This is a genomic window from Streptomyces xinghaiensis S187, assembly GCF_000220705.2.
GTDB lineage: Bacteria > Actinomycetota > Actinomycetes > Streptomycetales > Streptomycetaceae > Streptomyces > Streptomyces xinghaiensis.
The window spans coordinates 3,098,353-3,116,748 of record NZ_CP023202.1 but is presented as its reverse complement, the minus strand read 5'-3'; the positions used below and the strand labels follow the sequence as shown (position 1 = coordinate 3,116,748).

General features: G+C 72.7%; 17 protein-coding genes and 1 rRNA gene. 14 read left to right on the top strand and 4 right to left on the bottom strand.

Translation table 11 applies throughout. From position 1 onward, the window contains the following. Positions 1-41: 41 nt before the first annotated feature. From rrf to SXIN_RS13275, 8 genes are all read left to right on the top strand, one after another. Positions 42-158 (top strand): 5S ribosomal RNA (gene rrf / locus SXIN_RS13310). A 164-nt stretch (positions 159-322) separates the two neighbouring features. Then, on the top strand, positions 323-997 hold the full coding sequence (locus SXIN_RS13305) for an HAD family hydrolase (RefSeq protein WP_019707695.1): 675 nt from the start codon (positions 323-325) through the stop codon (positions 995-997). Between the two features lie 77 nt (positions 998-1,074). After that, the gene (locus SXIN_RS13300; RefSeq protein ID WP_019707696.1) at positions 1,075-2,247 is read left to right on the top strand and encodes an acetoin utilization protein AcuC; all 1,173 of its coding nucleotides are present in this window, start codon (positions 1,075-1,077) and stop codon (positions 2,245-2,247) included. Positions 2,248-2,491: 244 nt separating this feature from the next. Then, positions 2,492-3,322: a phosphatase gene (locus tag SXIN_RS13295; RefSeq protein WP_019707697.1), complete on the top strand. Its 831-nt coding sequence runs from the start codon at positions 2,492-2,494 to the stop codon at positions 3,320-3,322. A gap of 128 nt (positions 3,323-3,450) precedes the next feature. Next, the gene (locus tag SXIN_RS13290) at positions 3,451-3,660 is read left to right on the top strand and encodes a helix-turn-helix domain-containing protein (RefSeq protein WP_019707698.1); all 210 of its coding nucleotides are present in this window, start codon (positions 3,451-3,453) and stop codon (positions 3,658-3,660) included. Between the two features lie 111 nt (positions 3,661-3,771). Next, positions 3,772-3,870, top strand: a complete 99-nt coding sequence (locus tag SXIN_RS13285) for a 30S ribosomal protein bS22 (RefSeq protein WP_003948845.1) — start codon at positions 3,772-3,774, stop codon at positions 3,868-3,870. A 225-nt stretch (positions 3,871-4,095) separates the two neighbouring features. Further along, the gene (locus SXIN_RS13280; protein ID WP_095757026.1) at positions 4,096-5,202 is read left to right on the top strand and encodes an NAD-dependent epimerase/dehydratase family protein; all 1,107 of its coding nucleotides are present in this window, start codon (positions 4,096-4,098) and stop codon (positions 5,200-5,202) included. Positions 5,203-5,216: 14 nt separating this feature from the next. Beyond that, on the top strand, positions 5,217-6,314 hold the full coding sequence (locus SXIN_RS13275; RefSeq protein ID WP_095757025.1) for a lysophospholipid acyltransferase family protein: 1,098 nt from the start codon (positions 5,217-5,219) through the stop codon (positions 6,312-6,314). A gap of 176 nt (positions 6,315-6,490) precedes the next feature. Here the strand turns inward: SXIN_RS13275 and SXIN_RS13270 are convergent, their stop codons facing one another. The 4 genes from SXIN_RS13270 to SXIN_RS13255 form a co-directional block, all read right to left on the bottom strand. After that, positions 6,491-7,702: a DUF5667 domain-containing protein gene (locus SXIN_RS13270; protein WP_095757024.1), complete on the bottom strand. Its 1,212-nt coding sequence runs from the start codon at positions 7,700-7,702 to the stop codon at positions 6,491-6,493. 236 nt (positions 7,703-7,938) lie between these two features. Then, positions 7,939-8,733, bottom strand: coding sequence for an ECF subfamily RNA polymerase sigma factor, BldN family (locus tag SXIN_RS13265; protein WP_019707974.1), 795 nt, complete (start codon positions 8,731-8,733; stop codon positions 7,939-7,941). 293 nt (positions 8,734-9,026) lie between these two features. Then, complete coding sequence (locus SXIN_RS13260; RefSeq protein WP_095758029.1) at positions 9,027-9,965, bottom strand: HAD family hydrolase; 939 nt, start codon at positions 9,963-9,965, stop codon at positions 9,027-9,029. A 148-nt stretch (positions 9,966-10,113) separates the two neighbouring features. Next, entirely contained in the window at positions 10,114-10,389 is a 276-nt protein-coding gene (locus SXIN_RS13255) for a glutaredoxin family protein (protein WP_039820527.1), read from the bottom strand. Positions 10,390-10,802: 413 nt separating this feature from the next. Between SXIN_RS13255 and SXIN_RS13250 the strand changes: the two genes are divergently transcribed. From SXIN_RS13250 to SXIN_RS13225, 6 genes are all read left to right on the top strand, one after another. Continuing rightward, positions 10,803-11,567, top strand: coding sequence for a redox-sensing transcriptional repressor Rex (locus tag SXIN_RS13250; RefSeq protein ID WP_019707703.1), 765 nt, complete (start codon positions 10,803-10,805; stop codon positions 11,565-11,567). Then, positions 11,564-12,970 carry a glutamyl-tRNA reductase gene (locus tag SXIN_RS13245; protein ID WP_019707704.1) on the top strand — a complete coding sequence of 469 codons (1,407 nt, stop codon included), beginning with the start codon at positions 11,564-11,566 and terminating at the stop codon, positions 12,968-12,970. Before SXIN_RS13250 ends, SXIN_RS13245 begins: the two co-directional genes overlap by 4 nt. A gap of 77 nt (positions 12,971-13,047) precedes the next feature. Then, on the top strand, positions 13,048-14,097 hold the full coding sequence (gene hemC / locus SXIN_RS13240) for a hydroxymethylbilane synthase (protein ID WP_095758028.1): 1,050 nt from the start codon (positions 13,048-13,050) through the stop codon (positions 14,095-14,097). Continuing rightward, positions 14,094-15,761 (top strand): bifunctional uroporphyrinogen-III C-methyltransferase/uroporphyrinogen-III synthase, encoded by a 1,668-nt coding sequence (locus SXIN_RS13235; RefSeq protein WP_019707706.1) that lies wholly within the window; start codon positions 14,094-14,096, stop codon positions 15,759-15,761. Before hemC ends, SXIN_RS13235 begins: the two co-directional genes overlap by 4 nt. After that, entirely contained in the window at positions 15,758-16,780 is a 1,023-nt protein-coding gene (gene hemB, locus SXIN_RS13230; RefSeq protein WP_019707707.1) for a porphobilinogen synthase, read from the top strand. The genes SXIN_RS13235 and hemB overlap by 4 nt, the downstream gene beginning before the upstream one ends. A gap of 356 nt (positions 16,781-17,136) precedes the next feature. After that, on the top strand, positions 17,137-17,832 hold the full coding sequence (locus tag SXIN_RS13225) for a LysE family translocator (RefSeq protein WP_039820531.1): 696 nt from the start codon (positions 17,137-17,139) through the stop codon (positions 17,830-17,832). Positions 17,833-18,396 lie beyond the last annotated feature (564 nt).

Sequence of the window (18,396 nt, the reverse complement as noted above, 5' to 3'; positions counted from 1 at the left end):
ACGAACTGTGTTGCCGTCCGGTTCGTATAGTTTCATAGTGTTTCGGTGGTTATAGCGTGAGGGAAACGCCCGGTTACATTCCGAACCCGGAAGCTAAGCCTTTCAGCGCCGATGGTACTGCAGGGGGGACCCTGTGGGAGAGTAGGACGCCGCCGAACAATTCTTGAGAAGAGTAGAAAGCCCTGTGGGGGACCCCGGTCCCCCACAGGGCTTTCTCGCGTTTGAGGGCCTTTCCAGGGTCATTTCCGTCCACATGACCGGGACGCCTTCCCGCCCGTGCGACCGGGCCGGGTGTCCGGACCGGTCGTTCTACAGTGACTCCATGCGCTACGACCTGGTCATATTCGACAACGACGGTGTGCTGGTGGACAGCGAGCCGATCTCGAACTGGGCCCTCGCCGCTCAGCTGACCGAGCTCGGCCACCCCACCACCTACGAGGACTCCCTCCGCGACTACATGGGCTCCGCCCTCCACCGCGTCCATGACCTCGTGTACGAGCGCTCCGGGCGCCGGCTCCCGGACGACTTCGACGACACCTTCCACCGCCGGGTCTTCGCGGAGTTCCGGCGCGGGCTCCAGCCCGTCCCCGGGGTGACCGGTGTACTGGCGGGGCTGGGCGCGGCCGGTTTTCCGTACTGCGTGGCCTCCTCGGGCAGCCATGAGCGGATCCGGGTCACCCTCCGCACCACCGGGTTGTACGAACTCTTCGGCGAGGCACGCATCTTCAGCTCGCAGGACGTCGGACGCGGCAAGCCCGCGCCGGACCTCTTCCTGCACGCGGCCGCCGCGATGGGCGCGGAGCCGGGCCGCTGCGCGGTGGTCGAGGACAGCCCGCTCGGCGTGCGCGCGGCCGTGGCCGCCGGGATGGACGTCTACGGCTTCACCGCCATGACCCCGGCGGCCGAACTGGCGGAGGCCACCGCGCTGTTCTCCGCGCCGGCCGAGCTGCCGGCCCTGCTCGGACACGGCCGGGACGCGGCGGATACGGCCATCTGAGCCATCCGGGCCGCCACTCCCCGGTCTCACCACGCCCGTTTGGTTCGGCTCTCAACGGGACCGATACGGTGGTCGGTATGAGCGGTCGCGCGCAGCTGATGTGGGACGAGGCGGTCACCCGCTATGACTTCGGTCCCGACCATCCGATGGATCCGGTGCGGCTCGCGCTGACGATGCGCCTGGTCGAGGCTTTCGGACTCGACCGCGAACTGCGGGTCACGTCGGCCCGGGCGGCCGGGGAGTCGACGCTCCGGCTGGTCCACCGCGCGGATTACGTGGACGCCGTGCGCCGGGCCTCGGCCGATCCCGCCTCGGCGGACGGCTCGTACGGTCTCGGTACGGAGGACGATCCGGCCTTCAGCGGGATGCACGAGGCCTCGGCCCTGATCGCCGGGCAGTCCGTGGGCGCCGCCGAGGCGGTGTGGCACGGGGACGTCCGGCACGCGGTCAACTTCTCCGGGGGCCTGCACCACGCCATGCCGGGCGCCGCGGCCGGTTTCTGCATCTACAACGACGCGGCGCTGGCCATCGCCCGGCTGCTGGAGCTCGGTGCCGAGCGCGTCGCGTACGTCGACGTGGACGTGCATCACGGGGACGGCGTCCAGGCGGCGTTCTGGAACGACCCCCGGGTGCTGACCGTCTCCCTCCACGAACACCCGCGCACCCTCTTCCCGCAGACCGGCTGGCCGGAGGAGACGGGCGGCGAGGGAGCCGAGGGCAGCGCGGTCAACGTGGCGCTGCCCGCCGGGACCACCGACGACGGCTGGCTGCGGGCCTTCCACGCGGTGGTGCCCGAGATGCTGTCGGCGTTCCGCCCGCAGGTCCTGGTCACCCAGCACGGCGCCGACACGCACTTCGAGGACCCCCTCGCGCATCTGGCCGTGAGTCTCGACGCGCAGCGGGCCGTGCAGGCGGCCTGCCACGACCTGGCGCACGAGCACGCGGAGGGCCGCTGGATCGCTCTGGGCGGTGGTGGATACGCCGTCGCGGAGGTCGTGCCGCGTTCCTGGACCCATCTGGTGGCGATCGCCGCGGGACGGCCGATCGACCCCAAGGCGGAGACCCCCGAGGACTGGCGGCAGGAGGTCTACGCCAAGACCCGGCAACTGGCGCCGCGGCGGATGACGGACGGCCGCGAGCCCTGGTGGCGCGACTTCGAGGACGGCGGCTACGACCCGGCGGACCGGCTGGACCAGGCGGTGCTCGCCACGCGCCGCGCGGTGTTCCCGGCGCACGGGCTGCTGCCGTAACCCCGGCCGTCACACCTGCCGTAACCCCGGCCGTAATGCCAACCGAAATCCCTGCCGGAGCCCTCGCCGCGCGGTGTCCGGCGCCCCGGAACCCCCGTGCGCTGGGCCGGCCGTGGGAGGTCCGCCCGATTCGTCGGCGGGGCCCGCGCCCGTACGACAGCATGGGCGGGTGCCGACGCCCCCGGAGCCGAGTCCCCGCACACGGAGTCCCCGCGCACGGAGCTCCCGTACGCGGAGCCCCGCCGTGCGGAGTCCCGGCGCCCCGAGCCGCGGAGCGCTGCGCGCGTATCTGCGGGCCGTCCGGCTGGCGGGGACCGTGGCCACTCCGCGCGAGCGGAGCCTGCGCAGTTACCGTCTCTTCGCGGCCCGCGATCCCCGGTTGCTGCTCGGGCTCGACCCCGAAGGCGACTGGAGTCAGCGGGAGTTGCTGCGGCTGATGGCCGACCGGTGTGGAGTCTCCCGCGATCCCTCCTATACGGTCGGCCCCGAGACCATTGACCCGGACCGGACGCTCGCGGCCCTGGACGCCTTCGCGGACCGGCTCGCCGCGGCGGCCGCGGCCCGCCTCCCGGTGCTGTTCGGGACCGGCCATCCGCACCGGCTCCTGGAGTTCTACGCCTCTTTGGCGGCGGCCCTCTCGGCGGCGGGATGTGCTGTCCTCAGCCCGGCGCAGGGGAGATGTGTCGACATAACGACCCGGTTCGGTCTACGCATCCACCGCATCGACTACGTACGCGGGGTCGCCCTCGTCCGGGAATCCGGCGGATCGGAACCCGGTGCGGGGGCGCCCGCGCACAGCCATTCGCCGCTCCCGGTTCGTATGGTTCTCGCCGCGGCCGCCGACTCCCGCGGGCCGTTGCCCGCGCTGGTGATCGGTGACCACGGCTGGATCTGCGGCGCAGGTCAACTGGGTTGTGAGGCCATGGGGCCGGCCGATGCGGACGACCCCGCGCCGTTCGTGGGTGAGGCCGAGGGGCGGGTCGCGGTCGCCGTTCCGCTTGATGACGGAGTGCGGTCCGCTTACTACCGGCCGCTTACGCGCTATGTACTCAATCGGGCGTGTCTGTCCCAGTAGGGGAGCGAACGCTGCTCCTCTTCCCCACTCGTACCACCCGCCCCTACTCTGGGAGTGAGCGCGCAGCGACAAGGAGTCACCGGAGGGGAAGCCGGTGGCCGTCAGGTGCGGAAGGTTCAGGTGTCTCTATGGCTGGTGGCGAAAGGCCTCTCAACGAGGTCGTGTTCCTGACCGTGGCGGAAGTCGCCGCGGTGATGCGAGTGTCGAAGATGACCGTGTACCGCTTGGTGCACAGCGGTCATCTGCCTGCCATCCGGGTGGGGAGGTCCTTCCGCGTCCCGGAACAGGCGGTCCACGAATACCTCCGCGAGTCCTATGTGGGGGTGGAGACCGCCTGACGGCGCCCCTCGGATTACGTCCATCACGCGGCGGCGGGTAGGCTGGGCCGACGTAGGTAGTGTGGGCTCGGACGCCCCGCACCGAGTGATGCGAAGTAAGCGAGGGTAGTCGTGGGCTCTGTTATCAAGAAGCGGCGCAAGCGGATGGCCAAGAAGAAGCACCGCAAGCTGCTCAAGCGCACCCGCGTCCAGCGTCGCAACAAGAAGTAGGACGCAGGCGACAGCAGGACGTCAGCCGCCCTTCCGCCCCACGGCGGGAGGGCGGTTCTGCTGTTCCGCTCTGCTGTTCCGCGCGCTGCCGTTGCCGGAAAGCGCTGCTGTTCCCGGAAATGGCCGCTTCCCGCGCCGGGGGTCGTCACAGGGCGACAACCACGGGATACGGTGACGGAAAGAACCGTCGCGGTGTGACCGGAGCTCGGAAGGAAGGCGCGGATATTGGGCAAAGTCGTGCTCGTCACGGGTGCCGGCCGGCAACTCGCGGGCCGGTTCGTACGGCGCGTCCAGCGGGAGCCCGATGTCGCCCGGGTGATCGCCGTGGACTCCGTGCCGCCCGAACGCCACCTCGGCGGAGCCGAGTTCATCCAGGCCGACATCCGGCAGCCCACCATCGCGCGGGTGCTCGCCGAGTATGCCGTCGACACCGTCGTCCATCTGGACGTCACCGGCACGCCGGCCCCGACCTTCGGCGTCGGCTCGGCCAAGGCGCCCCGGGGCCGGGCGACGCTCAAGGAGACCAACGTCATCGGCACGATGCAGCTGCTCGGCGCCTGCCAGAAGGCGCCGTCCGTGCAGCGGCTCGTGGTGAAGTCCAGCACCAATGTGTACGGTTCGGCGCCGCGCGACCCGGCCGTCTTCGACGAGTCCACCCCGCCCAAGTCGCTGCCCAGCGGGGGCTTCGCCAAGGACACCGTCGAGGTGGAGGGCTATGTCCGGGGCTTCGCCCGGCGGCGCCCCGATGTGGCGGTGTGCGTCCTGCGCTTCGCCAACATCCTCGGGCCGTACGCCGACACCCCCCTCGCCGAGTACTTCTCCCTGCCGGTGCTGCCGACGGTCCTGGGATACGACCCGCGGCTCCAGTTCGTCCACGAGGACGACGTGATGGAGGTGCTGCGCATCGCGTCCTCCGAGCCCCGGCGCGGGACCCTCAACAGCGGCACCTTCAACATCGCGGGGGACGGCGTGCTGCTGCTGTCCCAGACCGCCCGCAGACTGGGCAAGCCGACCCTGCCGCTGCTGCTGCCCGCCCTCGCCTGGGTCCGCTCGGCCCTGCGCGTCGTCGGCATGACGGACTTCTCGCCCGAGCAGGTCCGGCTGCTCACGCATGGCCGGGTCGTCCGGACCACCGAGATGCGGCAGACCCTGGGCTTCGAGCCCGCGTACACGACGGCCGAGACGTTCGCCGACTTCGCGCGCAGCCGGCAACCGGGCCTGCTGCCCCCGGAGCGGCTCGCCCACACCGTCGACCGTCTCGCCGAGGCGCTGCTGGACCAGCCGGCCGACGCCGCGGGCGGTGACGGCCACCATCGATCCCACGCCACCTGAGGAGCGCAGCCAGCATGGCGGACGCCAAGGTCATCCCGTTCGGTGAGGACCGGCCCCGAGGGCCGGGTGACCGTTCGGCGCGACGCCGTACCGGGCGGAGACGGAGCACCGACACGGGCGGGGCCACCGGGGCGGGCGGCGCCGCGGGCTCCGGGGGGCCCGGCGGCCCGGACCCGGGTGAACCGCCGCTGAGCGCCGTTCCCGACGGGAGCGGAGACGGGTCCGGCGGCGCCGCGGACCCGCCGGCGGCGCCGCCGCGGGGGCACGGACCGGACGGCTGGGAGCGGCGCCTCGCACACGGCCTGGCCTTCCTCCGCCGCCGCGTCACCGGCGAGTACGAGGTGGACGAGTTCGGCTACGACGCGGACCTCACCGAGCACGTCCTGATGTCCGCGCTGCGGCCGGTGTACGAGAAGTACTTCCGGGTCGAGGTGCGGGGCATCGAGAACATCCCCGACGAGGGCGGGGCGCTGGTCGTCTGCAACCACTCCGGAACGCTGCCGCTGGACGGGCTGATGCTGCAGGTGGCGGTCCACGACAACCACCCGGCGGGCCGCAATCTGCGGCTGCTCGCGGCCGATCTGGTGTTCGTGCTGCCGGTCGTCAACGAGCTGGCGCGCAAGGCCGGTCACACCCTCGCCTGCGCCGAGGACGCCGAGCGGCTGCTGGAGCGCGGCGAGGTGGTCGGGGTGATGCCCGAGGGCTTCAAGGGCATCGGCAAGCCCTTCTCCGAGCGCTACAAGCTCCAGCGGTTCGGGCGGGGCGGCTTCGTCTCCACGGCGCTGCGTGCCGGTGCGCCGATCGTGCCGTGCTCGATCGTCGGTGCGGAGGAGATCTATCCGATGGTCGGCAACGCCCGCACGGTCGCCCGGCTGCTGGGGCTGCCGTACTTCCCCCTCACGCCGACCTTCCCCTGGCTCGGCCCGCTGGGAGCCGTGCCGCTGCCGACGAAGTGGACCATCCAGTTCGGCGAGCCGATTCCGACGGACGGCTATGCGCCGGAGGCCGTCGAGGACCCGATGCTGATGTTCAACCTCACCGACCAGGTGCGGGAGACCATTCAGCACACCCTGTACAAGCTGCTGGTCGAGCGCCGCTCGGTGTTCTTCTAGCTGTATTGCCCGCCGGCTGTATTGCCCCGCCCGGCACACCCCGGTCCCCTCCCGGCGCGTTGCCGGAAGGGGACCGGGGGCGGCATGGCGGTGCCGATCATGGGGAGCCGCTGGGGCCTCGCGTGTGGGCCGGGCCCCGGAGCTCGCGGGATCCGGCCTGGTCCGGAGGGGAGACGCTAGCCCGGGGCCTCCTCGTCGAAGCCGAACTCCGTGAGCAGGCCCGGGAAGAGGGGCGGGATGGTGATGTCCGGTTCCTCCGGGGTGCTCACCCCGCCCTCGTCGGAGGGGTCGGACGAGGCGCCGGTCTCGGGCGGGTCGAGCAGATCGCCCGTACCGCCGATGAGCCCGTCCTCCTCCCGCTCGCCGGAGCCCGAGCCGGAGCCGGAGGGCAGGGGCTCGCTTCCGCCCGTGGCACTCACCGAGGGGCCGGTGCGGGGTGATGCCGACTCCCGGGCCCCGCTCTCCGGACCGGCCGGGAGCGAGGAGCGGCCGGAGGAGTCCCGGGGATCGGGCCCGCCGGGGTCCGGAGGATCGGGGAGCAGGGACTTCAGGGGGTTCAACTCCCGCTCTATGGCCTCCATGACGGCCGTCACGCCGTCGCGCACGTCGACGAGCTGGTGCGGCAGCCGGTCGCTGAGCGAGCGCCAGCCCTCGCCGTGCGTGCGGGTGAAGGAGTCCAGCGCCTCGATGGGGGCCAGGGAGCCGTTCCGCTCGTAGACGGAGCTGAGCAGGCGGTGGCCCTCGGCGGCGTCGTGCCGCATGCCCGTCAGGGCGCGGCGGAGCTCGGCGAGCGACTCCTCGTCCAGCTCTCCCGCGCGGCCGCGCTCCATCAGCCGGGCGGCCTCGCGCAGCCGCGTGGAGGCCTGGTCGAGGTAGAGCTTGCCCGTCTCGCGGTCGTCGTCGGCCATGCCGCGCTTCAGGTCCTCCATGCCGCGCTTGAGGCCGTAGAGCGAATCACCCGGCAGCGCGTCGGAGCTGGCGGCGGCCACGCCGCCGAACGCCCCGGCGGCGACCCCCACCGTCAGCCCGCCGGCCGCGAGCCCCTTGGACCAGCGCGAGCGGAGGCGCAGCCTGCCGAGTCTCTTGCGGCGGCGGGCGTGCGCGCCGGCACGCTGGCCGGGCACGGACGCGCGTGCGGCCTCGCCCTCCCCGCTCCCGGAGCCCTCGGCGCCGTCGGCGAGCATGGCTTCCATGGCGGCGACCAGCCGGGCCCGTTGGACCGTCCTGACCTCCGGGTCCAGCCGGGGTTCCGGCAGTTCACCGAGCCCGGTGGTCAGGGCCAGCAGTCTCCCCAGCTCGGGGTCGTCCGCCGGCGGCTCGGGCCGCTGCTCGTCCAGGGCCTCGGCGAAGGCGTTCGCCCGCCGGTGCGCCGATACGGATCCGATCACAGGCGGCACCTCCTCTCCTCGTCAGCTGCGACTCCCGGGCCGGTGGAGGCGGTTGCCGGACTTGAGCACGACCACTCGAAAGAGTGATGTGTAGCAAGCATGGCGCAACCGCTGGGAGTCTGCATTCCGCACAACGAGCGGCTCCACCATGGGGTTACGCGGGAACGGCGGCCGTTCCACGCCGGGGGGCGCACGCTGCTCCGTCCGGCGGAGCCGGCAGGGGGCGGGCGGCCCGGTCAGCGGGTGTCTTCGGGCAGCAGGCGTGCCAGGGTGCGGACCGCCCGGTACTGCAGGGTCTTGATGGCGCCCTCGTTCTTGCCCATCGCCCGCGCCGTCTCCGCGACCGACATGCCCTGGAGGAAGCGGAGGGTCACGCACTCCTGCTGCTGGGGGTTGAGCCGGCGGACGGCGTCCAGCAGCGTCGCGTTGGAGAGGGACTCCAGGACGGAGTCCTCCGGGCTGCGCTCCACCTCGTTCGCGTCGAGCATCTCGCCGGTGGTGATCTCCAGGCGGAAGCGGCTGGACTTGAAGTGGTCGGCGACGAGGTTGCGGGCGATGGTCACCAGCCAGGCGCCGAAGTCCCGGCCCTGCCAGGTGAAGGTGGAGATGCGGCGCAGCGCCCGCAGGAACGTCTCGCTGGTGAGGTCCTCGGCGTTGGCCCGGCTGCCGACGCGGTAGTAGATGTAGCGGTACACGGTGTCGGCGTACTGGTCGTAGAGGCGGCCGAAGGCCTCGGCCTCGCCGTCCTGGGCCCGCTCGACCAGGTCCATCATGCGGCGGCTGTCGCCGTCGGCCGCGGGCCGGCGGGCGGTGGAGGTGCGGCCGCCTCCGGCACCCGCGGCGCCGGAGGTGAGCGGGACCCTTCTGTTGACGGCGGCGGGGACACCGGCCGCGATGGACGGCAGGGCGAAGGCGGGGACGGCGAGGGCCGGCGCGGCGCAGGCGGAGGGGACGAGGTCGCGCAGCTGGTCGAGGACCGCGGCGCGGAGTGTGGCCAGGCCCGAGGCGTCAACCCCGACATGTGGGTACACGGGACTCCCAGAGGCAGAGCTTCCATCACGTGCAGTGCGGAACCGTTCACCCGGTGCAGGGGATCGTGGGAACCGTTATTGCGTCTGAGGAGAATAACGCTTCGTGTAGGCGGTGCTACGCCGAGTTGCTCAAATCGCCGATTAGTTCCCGTGCGTTATGGAATGCTGATCGATCGAATATCGAACGAGGCCCGTGGCGTGACTGTTTCGGTGCACCTTCTGTCCGATTCCGGTGCGGGATGTGGCGATGCGCGGATCCGGTCCGGGCCCGGTCGCGGACGGGCGCGGCTCCGTCACCGCCGCCGGCGGTGCAGGGCGGCGGCCGCGGCGGCCCCGCCCGCCAGGGCTCCCACGCCGGCGGCCGCGGGGATGCCGACCTTGGCGGCCTTGCGCGCGGTGCGGTAGTCGCGCAGTCGCCAGTCGTGCTCCCGGGCGTGCCGCTTCAGTTTGGTGTCCGGATTGATCGCGTACGGATACCCGACGATCGACAGCATCGGGATGTCGTTGTGCGAGTCGCTGTACGCGGCGCAGCGCGTCAGGTCCAGATACTCGGCCAGCGCCAGGGCCCGTACGGCCTCCGCCTTGGCGGGGCCGTGCAGCGGCTCGCCCACCAGCCGGCCGGTGTAGACGCCGTCGACGGACTCGGCGACCGTGCCCAGCGCGCCGGTGAGGCCGAGCCTGCGGGCGATGATCGTCGCGGCCTCCACCGGGGCGGCCGTGACCAGCCACACCTTCTGGCCCGCGTCGAGGTGGGCCTGGGCCAGCGCCCGGGTGCCGGGCCAGATCCGGTCGGCCATGTACTCGTCGTAGATCTCCTCGCCCATATCCATGAGCTCGGAGACGTGGTGGCCGCGGACGATGGACAGCGCGCTGTCGCGGGCGTCCTCCATATGGGCCGGGTCCTCGACGCCGGCCAGCCGGAACCAGGTCTGCTGCCAGGCGAACCGGGCGAGTTCGCGCTTGCTGAAGAACTCCCGCTTGTAGAGGCCGCGGCCGAAGTGGAACAGGGCCGCGCCCTGCATGACGGTGTTGTCGAGGTCGAAGAACGCCGCCGCGCGGACGTCGCCGACGACGGGGAACTCCGGTTCGGCCTTCGCCGCCTCCGGGGCGGCCTCGGCGACCCCCGGCGCCAGGGACGTCTTGCGCGCGGCCTCGGCCGCCGCCTCGCCGGCCAGCACACTGCGGGCCGTGGCGGAGCGCTTGCGGTGGGGGAGCCATCCCAGAGAGGCCATGGAACCGAGCATAGTCACTGATCATGCCCTCATGGAGACGGGAGAATTGCGGCACGTGAACAACCGCCGGCGCGATTGTGACCCGGCCCGGGGGTGCCCCGGGTGTGTCCGCCGGGGGCCGGCGCGGGGCCCCGGAGCCCGGGCTTCCTCAGCCGCGCAGGGCCTTCCGCAGGCGGTCCGGGTCGACCCGCCAGAAGTCGTGCTGGGCCCCGTCCACGAGCACCACCGGGATCTGCTCCCAGTACATGCGGTACAGCTCCTCGTCCCGGGTGATGTCCTTCTCCTCCCAGGTGGCCCCGAGTTCCCCGCAGACGGCGCTGATCACCTCGCGGGCGTCGTCGCACAGATGGCAGCCGGGCTTGCCGATCAGGGTGACGACGCGGTCGGCGGGGTCGCGGTGGGAACGGCGCGGCAATGGGCTCATGCAGTGCATTGTGCCGGGCGGGCGCGGCGCCGCGCGGGGAGGTGCCCCGCAGGCTCCCGGCCCCGGGCGCCGTCCCGCCGCGTTCCGGCCGCCGGACCGGGGATCCGGGGCCGTACGACGGGTGGGAACCGGCCAGGTACTCCACTAGCATCGGGGCCCGTTCCGGTGCGCTCGGGGGTGGAGTGACGAGGAGGGGTGGGCCGGTGCCCCCGTGGGTGGCGCGATGCGGTGGTGCGGTGAACGCCGTGCCCGGTTCCCCGGTGGCGCGATTCCATCGCGTGAGCCCGGTCACTTTGCAAGGACAAAACGGACACCATCTTTGTGCACACGTTCACAAAGACATAGCCTGCAAAAGACGGGGCGGTCCGTGGAGACGAGGCCGCCCACAGCCTCGCTCTACCCGCAGGAGCACCGTGGCAACTGGCCGAACGCACCGACCGGCGACCCGAAGCCGAGGGATTCCCGAGGCCACCGTCGCCCGGCTACCGCTGTATCTGCGCGCTCTGACCGCTCTGTCCGAGCGTTCGGTTCCCACGGTCTCATCAGAGGAACTCGCGGCCGCGGCCGGGGTCAACTCCGCGAAGCTCCGCAAGGACTTCTCGTACCTCGGTTCCTACGGCACCCGGGGTGTGGGCTACGACGTCGAGTACCTCGTCTACCAGATCTCCCGCGAGCTCGGCCTGACCCAGGACTGGCCGGTAGTGATCGTCGGTATCGGTAACCTCGGCGCCGCGCTCGCCAACTACGGCGGCTTCGCCTCCCGCGGGTTCCGGGTCGCCGCGCTCATCGACGCCGATCCGTCCATGGCGGGCAAGCCCGTGGCCGGCCTGCCGGTGAAGCACACCGACGAACTCGAAGCGATCATCGAGGACAACGGCGTCTCGATCGGCGTCATCGCGACCCCCGCCGGCGCCGCCCAGCAGGTCTGCGACCGGCTCGTCGCGGCCGGCGTCACCTCGATCCTCAACTTCGCGCCCACTGTCCTCTCCGTTCCGGACGGGGTGGACGTGCGCAAGGTCGACCTCTCCATAGAGCTGCAGATCCTCGCCTTCCACGAGCAGCGGAAGGCCGGTGAGGAGGCCCTGGCCGCCCCCGCGCGCCCGGCCCCCGCCGTCCGCGGCGGCACCGCCGGAGGAAAGGGCCCTGACGGGGACGTCCCCGCCGTGATGCCGGCATGAGTCTCCTGGTCGTCGGTCTGAGCCACCGCAGCGCGCCGGTCAGCGTGCTGGAGCGGGCCGCCCTCGCCCCCGAGGCGCGCGGCAAGCTGCTCCAGGACGCGCTCGCCGCCGAGCCGGCCGCGGAGGCCGCGGTGCTCTCCACCTGCAACCGCATCGAGCTCTACGCCGACGTGGACAAGTTCCACGCCGGGGTCGCCGAGCTGTCCACCCAGCTCGCCGTGCACAGCGGCGTCGAGCTGGACGAGCTGACCCCGTATCTCTACGTCCACTACGAGGACCGGGCCGTCCACCACCTCTTCTCGGTGGCCTGCGGACTGGACTCGATGGTCGTCGGCGAGGGGCAGATCCTCGGCCAGATCAAGGACGCGCTCGCCCTCGGTCAGGAGCTGCACACCGCCGGGCGGCTGCTCAACGACCTCTTCCAGCAGGCCCTGCGGGTCGGCAAGCGGGCCCACAGCGAGACGGGGATCGACCGGGCCGGCCAGTCACTGGTCACCTTCGGACTGGCGGAGCTCGCCACCGCCGAGGGGGCCGCGCAGGTCACCGACTGGGCGGCGGGCAAGCGGGCGCTGGTCATCGGCGCCGGTTCGATGTCGTCCCTCGCGGCGGCGACCCTCGCGCGCGCGGGCGTCCGCGAGATCGCGGTGGCCAACCGCACCCTGGAGCGGGCCGAGCGGCTCGCGGCCGGACTGGCCGAGCAGCGGACGGCCGCCGCGGCCGCGACCGGGAGCACTGCCGGGCCGGCCGCGCGGGCCGTCCCGATGGAGAGCGTCCTCGGTGAGCTGGCGCTGGCGGACGTCGTCGTCTCCTGCACCGGCGCCACCGGACTCGTCCTGACCGCCGACGACCTCCAGGACGCCCTCGCCGCCAGGACCGGGCCCGCCTCACCGGCCGCCGGCCCCGGGCTGCGGCTGCTGGACCTGGCGATGCCCCGCGACATCGACCCCGCCGCGCACCGCGTCCGGGGTGTACGGCTCGTGGACATCGAGACCCTCGCCGAGGCCTCCGCCGACGCGCCGATGGCGGCCGACGTCGACCGGGTGCGGACCATCGTGTCCGAGGAGGTCGCGGCCTTCGGCGCCGCGCAGCGGGCCGCCCACATCACCCCCACCGTGGTGGCCCTGCGCACCATGGCCGCAGACGTGGTCCGGAGCGAGATGGCCCGGCTCAACGGCCGTCTCCCCGGCCTGGACGACAAGGAGCGCGCCGAGATCACCCAGACCGTGCGCCGTGTCGTCGACAAGCTCCTGCACGCGCCCACCGTGCGGGTCAAGCAGCTCGCTGGCGAGCCCGGCGGCGCCGGGTACGCGGACGCGCTGCGTGAACTCTTCGACCTCGACCCCAAGGCGGTCGCCGCCGTCAGCCGGGCCGACAGCGGCGACTCCGAACGGGAGCGGGCATGACCGACAAGGGCACCATGAGCACCACCGGCACCACCAGCAGGACCACGACCAGCACGACCACGACCGGCGCGACGGGCATGCCGGGCACGGCGGGTATCACCGTGGCCGGCACCGTCACCGGCTCCGGGGCCCTCGCGGGCAGCGGACCGCTCCGGCTCGGCACCCGGCGCAGCAAGCTCGCCATGGCCCAGTCCGGCATGGTGGCGGACGCCATCAGCGGCCTCACCGGACGCCCCGTCGAGCTGGTCGAGATCACGACCTACGGCGACGTCTCCCGTGAGCACCTCGCGCAGATCGGCGGCACCGGCGTCTTCGTCTCCGCCCTGCGCGACGCGCTGCTCGCCGGCGACATCGACCTGGCGGTCCACTCCCTGAAGGACCTGCCGACCACGCAGCCGGCGGACCTCGTCGTCGCGGCCGTACCGGTCCGCGAGGACCCGCGCGACGCCCTGGTGGCGCGCGACGGCCTCACCTTCGAGGAACTGGCCGCCCTCGGCCGCGACGGCCGCCCAGCGCCGAAGATCGGCACCGGCTCGCCGCGCCGCATGGCGCAGCTCAACGCCTGGGCCGCCGCACTCGGCGGCGCCGTCGAGACCGTACCGATCCGGGGCAACGTCGACACCCGCATCGGCTACGTGCGCTCCGGCGAGCTCGACGCGGTCGTCCTCGCCACCGCCGGCCTCAACCGGGTCGGCCGCGCCGGCGAGGCGACGCAGAGGCTTCCCGTCGACGCCGTCCTGCCCGCTCCCGGCCAGGGGGCGCTGGCCGTCGAGTGCGCCGCCGTGCACCAGGTGTACGGCACCGACCTCACGGCCCGGCTCGCCGAGCTCGACGACCCGCACACGCGGGCCGCCGTGACCGCCGAGCGTTCCCTGCTCGCCGCCCTGGAGGCCGGCTGCAGCGCACCCGTCGGGGCGCTGGCCGACCTGTTGGCCGACGGGCAGACTGTCACCGAATTGCGCCTGCGCGGCGTCGTCGGCACGACCGACGGCTCGACGCTGGTGCAGCTGTCCACCACCGGTCCCGTACCCTCGTCGCTCGACGACGCCGCGGCTCTCGGCCGCGAACTCGCCGCCGAGATGCTCGCCAAGGGTGCGGCCGGTCTTATGGGGGAGCGAGCACTGTGAGCCCCACCGCCGTAAACTTCCGTTCCGCACACCAGCCGCCCCTCGGTCACGTCACCTTCCTCGGTGCCGGGCCCGGAGACCCGGGACTGCTGACCCTGCGCGCCGTGGAGGCGCTCACCCACGCGGACGTGCTGGTCGCCGACCCGCAGGTGCTCGACGTCGTGGTCACCCACACGCGGGCAGGGGTGGACATCCCGCAGCTGCAGGCGCATGACGGCACATCAAACTCCACGGCGGTACACGCCTTGGAGGGTGCCGCCAATCTTGTCATGGAGGCCGCGCGGAGCGGCAAGCGGGTGGTGCGTGCGCTCTGCGGCGACCCCGGCCTCGACGGCGACGCCGCCGAGGAGATGCTCGCCTGCGCCGCCGAGGGCATCGTCTTCGAGGTCGTGCCCGGAGTGGCGACCGCCGTGGGCGTGCCCGCCTACGCCGGTGTGCCGCTGCGCTCCGCCCGGGGCACCGACGTCCGGTTCGTCGACGCCGCCACGGCCTCTGAGCGATGTTGGACCGAGGTCGGCTCCAGCGACGCCACCGCCGTCGTCTCCACCACCCTGGAGACCGTCGCGGCCGCGGCCGCCGAACTGGTCTCGGGCGGGCGGAAGCCCGACACCCCGATGGCCGTCACCGTCGCCGGCACGACCACCCGCCAGCGCACCTGGACCGCCACGCTCGGCACCATCGGGCAGGTGCTCAAGGCCGCCAAGGTGCTGCCCTCGGCGGACGGCGGGCAGCCGGTCATAGCCGTCGTCGGCGAACACAGCTGCGACGACCGGCGGGACCAGCTCTCCTGGTTCGAGTCCAAGCCGCTCTTCGGCTGGAAGGTCCTGGTGCCGCGGACCAAGGAGCAGGCCGCGTCCCTCTCCGACCAGCTCGGCTCCTACGGCGCGGTGCCCAGCGAGGTGCCGACCATCGCCGTCGAACCGCCGCGCACCCCACAGCAGATGGAGCGCGCGGTCAAGGGCCTGGTCACCGGCCGCTACGAGTGGATCGCCTTCACCTCGGTCAACGCCGTCAAGGCCGTCCGGGAGAAGTTCGAGGAGTACGGGCTCGACGCCCGCGCCTTCGCCGGGATCAAGGTCGCGGCGGTGGGCGAGCAGACGGCCAAGTCGCTGGTCGAGTTCGGCGTGAAGCCCGACCTGGTGCCGAGCGGCGAGCAGTCGGCCGCCGGGCTCCTGGAGGACTGGCCGCCGTACGACCCGGTGTTCGACCCGATCGACCGCGTCTTCCTGCCGCGCGCCGACATCGCCACCGAGACCCTGGTGGCCGGGCTGATCGAGCTGGGCTGGGAGGTGGACGACGTCACGGCCTACCGGACCGTGCGCGCCTCGCCACCGCCGGCCGAGACCCGGGAGGCCATCAAGAGCGGCGGCTTCGACGCCGTGCTCTTCACCTCGTCCAGCACCGTGCGGAACCTCGTCGGCATCGCGGGCAAGCCGCACAACGTCACCGTCATCGCCTGCATCGGCCCGGCCACCGCCAAGACGGCGGAGGAGCACGGCCTGCGGGTCGACGTCCTGTCGCCCGAGCCGTCCGTCACCCGGCTCGCCGAGGCGCTCGCCGACTTCGGCGCCAAGCGCCGGGCGGCCGCCATCGAGGCGGGCGACCCCGTCACCCGTCCGAGCGAGCGCAGGCCCGGATCGCGCAGGAGGCGCGCCACTTCATGAGCAACGACCGCCAGCAGGGAGCGGGCACCGTCGGACTGGAGCACCTGGGGGTCCGGCCGCGCCGGCTCCGCACCAGCCCGGCGATGCGCCGCATGGTCGCCGAGTACCGGCTGCACCCCGCCGAGCTGATCCTCCCCGCCTTCGTACGGGAGGGGATCGGCGAGCCCGTGCCGGTGTCCTCGATGCCGGGTGTCGTCCAGCACACCCGGGACAGCCTGCGGAAAGCCGCCGCCGAGGCGGCCGAGGCGGGGCTCGGCGGGATCATGCTGTTCGGGGTGCCGCTGGAGAAGGACGCCTGCGGCACCGCGGGGACCGACCCGGAGGGCATCCTCCAGGCCGCCATCCGCGATGTGCGGGCCGAGGTCGGCGACGACCTCGTCGTCATGTCCGACCTGTGCCTCGACGAGTTCACCGACCACGGGCACTGCGGGGTCCTGGACGCGGCGGGCCGGGTCGACAACGACGCGACACTGGAGCGCTACGCCGAGATGGCGCGCGTGCAGGCCGAGGCCGGCGTCCATGTGGTCGGCCCCAGCGGCATGATGGACGGCCAGGTGAAGGTCGTCCGGGAGGCACTGGACGGTGCCGGGTACCAGGACGTCTCGATCCTCGCCTACACGGCCAAGTACGCGTCGGCGTTCTTCGGCCCGTTCCGCGAGGCCGTCGACTCGTCGCTGAAGGGCGACCGGAAGACCTACCAGCAGGACCCGGCCAACGCACGGGAGTCGCTGCGCGAGCTGGCGCTGGACCTGGCCGAGGGCGCCGACATCGTGATGGTCAAGCCCGCCCTGCCCTACCTGGACGTGCTGCGCCGGGTCGCGGACGCGGTGGACGTACCGGTCGCGGCGTACCAGGTGTCGGGGGAGTACGCCATGGTCGAGGCCGCGGCGGCCAACGGCTGGATCGAGCGCGACCGCACCATCATGGAGACCCTGACGGGCGCGAAGCGCGCCGGGGCGAACATGATCCTCACCTACTGGGCGGTGGAGGCCGCGCAGCGGCTGGCCCGGGGTGAGTGAGCGGGGAGGGCCGGGTGCGGTCGGGCGGTCGGGGGCAGCCGGGCGGTTGGGACAGCCAGGCGGTCGGGGCGGCCGGGGGAGTGACGACGGCTGCGTGAGTCCGTGACTCTGTGACAGCGATTCCGTGACGGACTCTCCGGGCTCCGTCCCCGCTCGGTGCGCCGGGTGGGGACGGAGCCCGGAGGTCTGCACGGCTGTCTGCCTGTCTGCTGGCCTGTCTGCTGGCCGGTCTGTCTGCCGCGGTGGCGCCTGGTCTGCCTGGTGGCCCGGCTGCCTGGTGGGGCGGGGGTCCGCCGGCGGAGAACCGGCGGAAAGCGGCATGGACGCACGAGCGGTTCTCGTGTTGCGTGAGCAGCATGGTGTCCACAGACCGGCTTCTGGCGTTCGCGGCCATGTCCTTCCTGCTGATCGTGATCCCCGGCCCCAGCGTGCTCTTCGTGATCGGACGGGCTCTGGCGCAGGGACGCCGCGCCGCGCTGGCCACGGTCGCGGGCAACACGCTCGGCTCCTGCGTCCTCGTCGGGGCCGTGGCCCTCGGGGTCGGGGCTGTGGTGGAACGGTCGGTTCTGGTCTTCACGGTGCTGAAGCTCGCGGGTGCCGCGTATCTGGTGTACCTCGGCATCAGGGCGGTGCGGCAGCGGGGGGCGCACCACGGGGTCGAGGCCCCGCCAGTGTCGGACGCCGTTGACGGACCGGGGCCGGGGCCGGGACCCAAACCGGGGCAGGAACAGGGGCGCGGTGGTCTGCGGCGCACGCTCTGGGAGGGGTTCGCGGTTGGCGTGGCCAATCCCAAGACCATCGTGTTCTTCGCCGCCGTGCTGCCCCAGTTCGTCGACCGCGGCCAGGGGTACGCCGCCCTCCAGATGATGCTGCTCGGACTGGTCTTCAACGTCATCGCGGTGAGTTGCGACAGCGTGTGGGGGCTGGCCGCGGCCGCCGCGCGAAGCTGGTTCGCCCGCTCACCGAGGCGACTCGACCTGATCGGCGGAGCCGGCGGGTTCGCGATGATCGGCCTTGGGATCACCGTCGCCACGACCGGCCGGAAGGAGTAGCCCGGGGGCTTACATGCGTCCTCGGGGAGTTCCGGGGGTTCTGGGGGTTCCGGGGACCGGGTGTTCCGGGGACCGGATTCTCCGGGCGTACAGGCGGTCGGCGGCTTACCCTGCCAGGGCGCAGCCGCCCGCAGCCGACGGCGGGGCGGGGTGGTCGGTGGTCGAGACGGGTGCGTCGCGGGCTCTCCGTCGTTGTCCTGGTTGGGGTTACGGCGCCGGGTGGGCGGCGCGATGGTGGTCGCAGATGCGTCGCGGGCTGCCCGTTGTCGTCCTGGTGGGGGTTACGGCATCCGTGCTGGGGGTGGCCCCGTGGTCGGTCGTCTATCCGGTGCCGTGCGCGCCCGGGGACGGCTTGAAAAGCATGGCGTGGCTGGTGCCGGTGGGGGTGCGCGGAAGCACACGCGCGCCTGGGTTGTTCGGCTTCCCGTTCGTTGTGGCGGGCTGTCGGTGGTGGCGGTCGCGGGTGGGTGGCCGTGTGGCTGCTGCGGGCGGTGTGTCGGCTGCCGCTGGGGTCGGGCTGGCGAGGTTCTTCCGGGGGCGGTCCGGCGGTGAGGTCCGGTTGTG

Excerpts from the sequence above, each read along its gene's own strand:
- SXIN_RS13305 (WP_019707695.1), top strand. The coding sequence starts at position 323 with ATGCGCTACGACCTGGTCATATTCGACAACGACGGTGTGCTGGTGGAC.
- SXIN_RS13300 (WP_019707696.1), top strand. The coding sequence starts at position 1,075 with ATGAGCGGTCGCGCGCAGCTGATGTGGGACGAGGCGGTCACCCGCTAT.
- SXIN_RS13290 (WP_019707698.1), top strand. The coding sequence starts at position 3,451 with ATGGCTGGTGGCGAAAGGCCTCTCAACGAGGTCGTGTTCCTGACCGTG.
- SXIN_RS13275 (WP_095757025.1), top strand. The coding sequence starts at position 5,217 with ATGGCGGACGCCAAGGTCATCCCGTTCGGTGAGGACCGGCCCCGAGGG.
- SXIN_RS13260 (WP_095758029.1), bottom strand. The coding sequence starts at position 9,965 with ATGGCCTCTCTGGGATGGCTCCCCCACCGCAAGCGCTCCGCCACGGCC.
- SXIN_RS13255 (WP_039820527.1), bottom strand. The coding sequence starts at position 10,389 with ATGAGCCCATTGCCGCGCCGTTCCCACCGCGACCCCGCCGACCGCGTC.
- SXIN_RS13245 (WP_019707704.1), top strand. The coding sequence starts at position 11,564 with ATGAGTCTCCTGGTCGTCGGTCTGAGCCACCGCAGCGCGCCGGTCAGC.
- hemC (WP_095758028.1), top strand. The coding sequence starts at position 13,048 with ATGCCGGGCACGGCGGGTATCACCGTGGCCGGCACCGTCACCGGCTCC.
- hemB (WP_019707707.1), top strand. The coding sequence starts at position 15,758 with ATGAGCAACGACCGCCAGCAGGGAGCGGGCACCGTCGGACTGGAGCAC.
- SXIN_RS13225 (WP_039820531.1), top strand. The coding sequence starts at position 17,137 with ATGGTGTCCACAGACCGGCTTCTGGCGTTCGCGGCCATGTCCTTCCTG.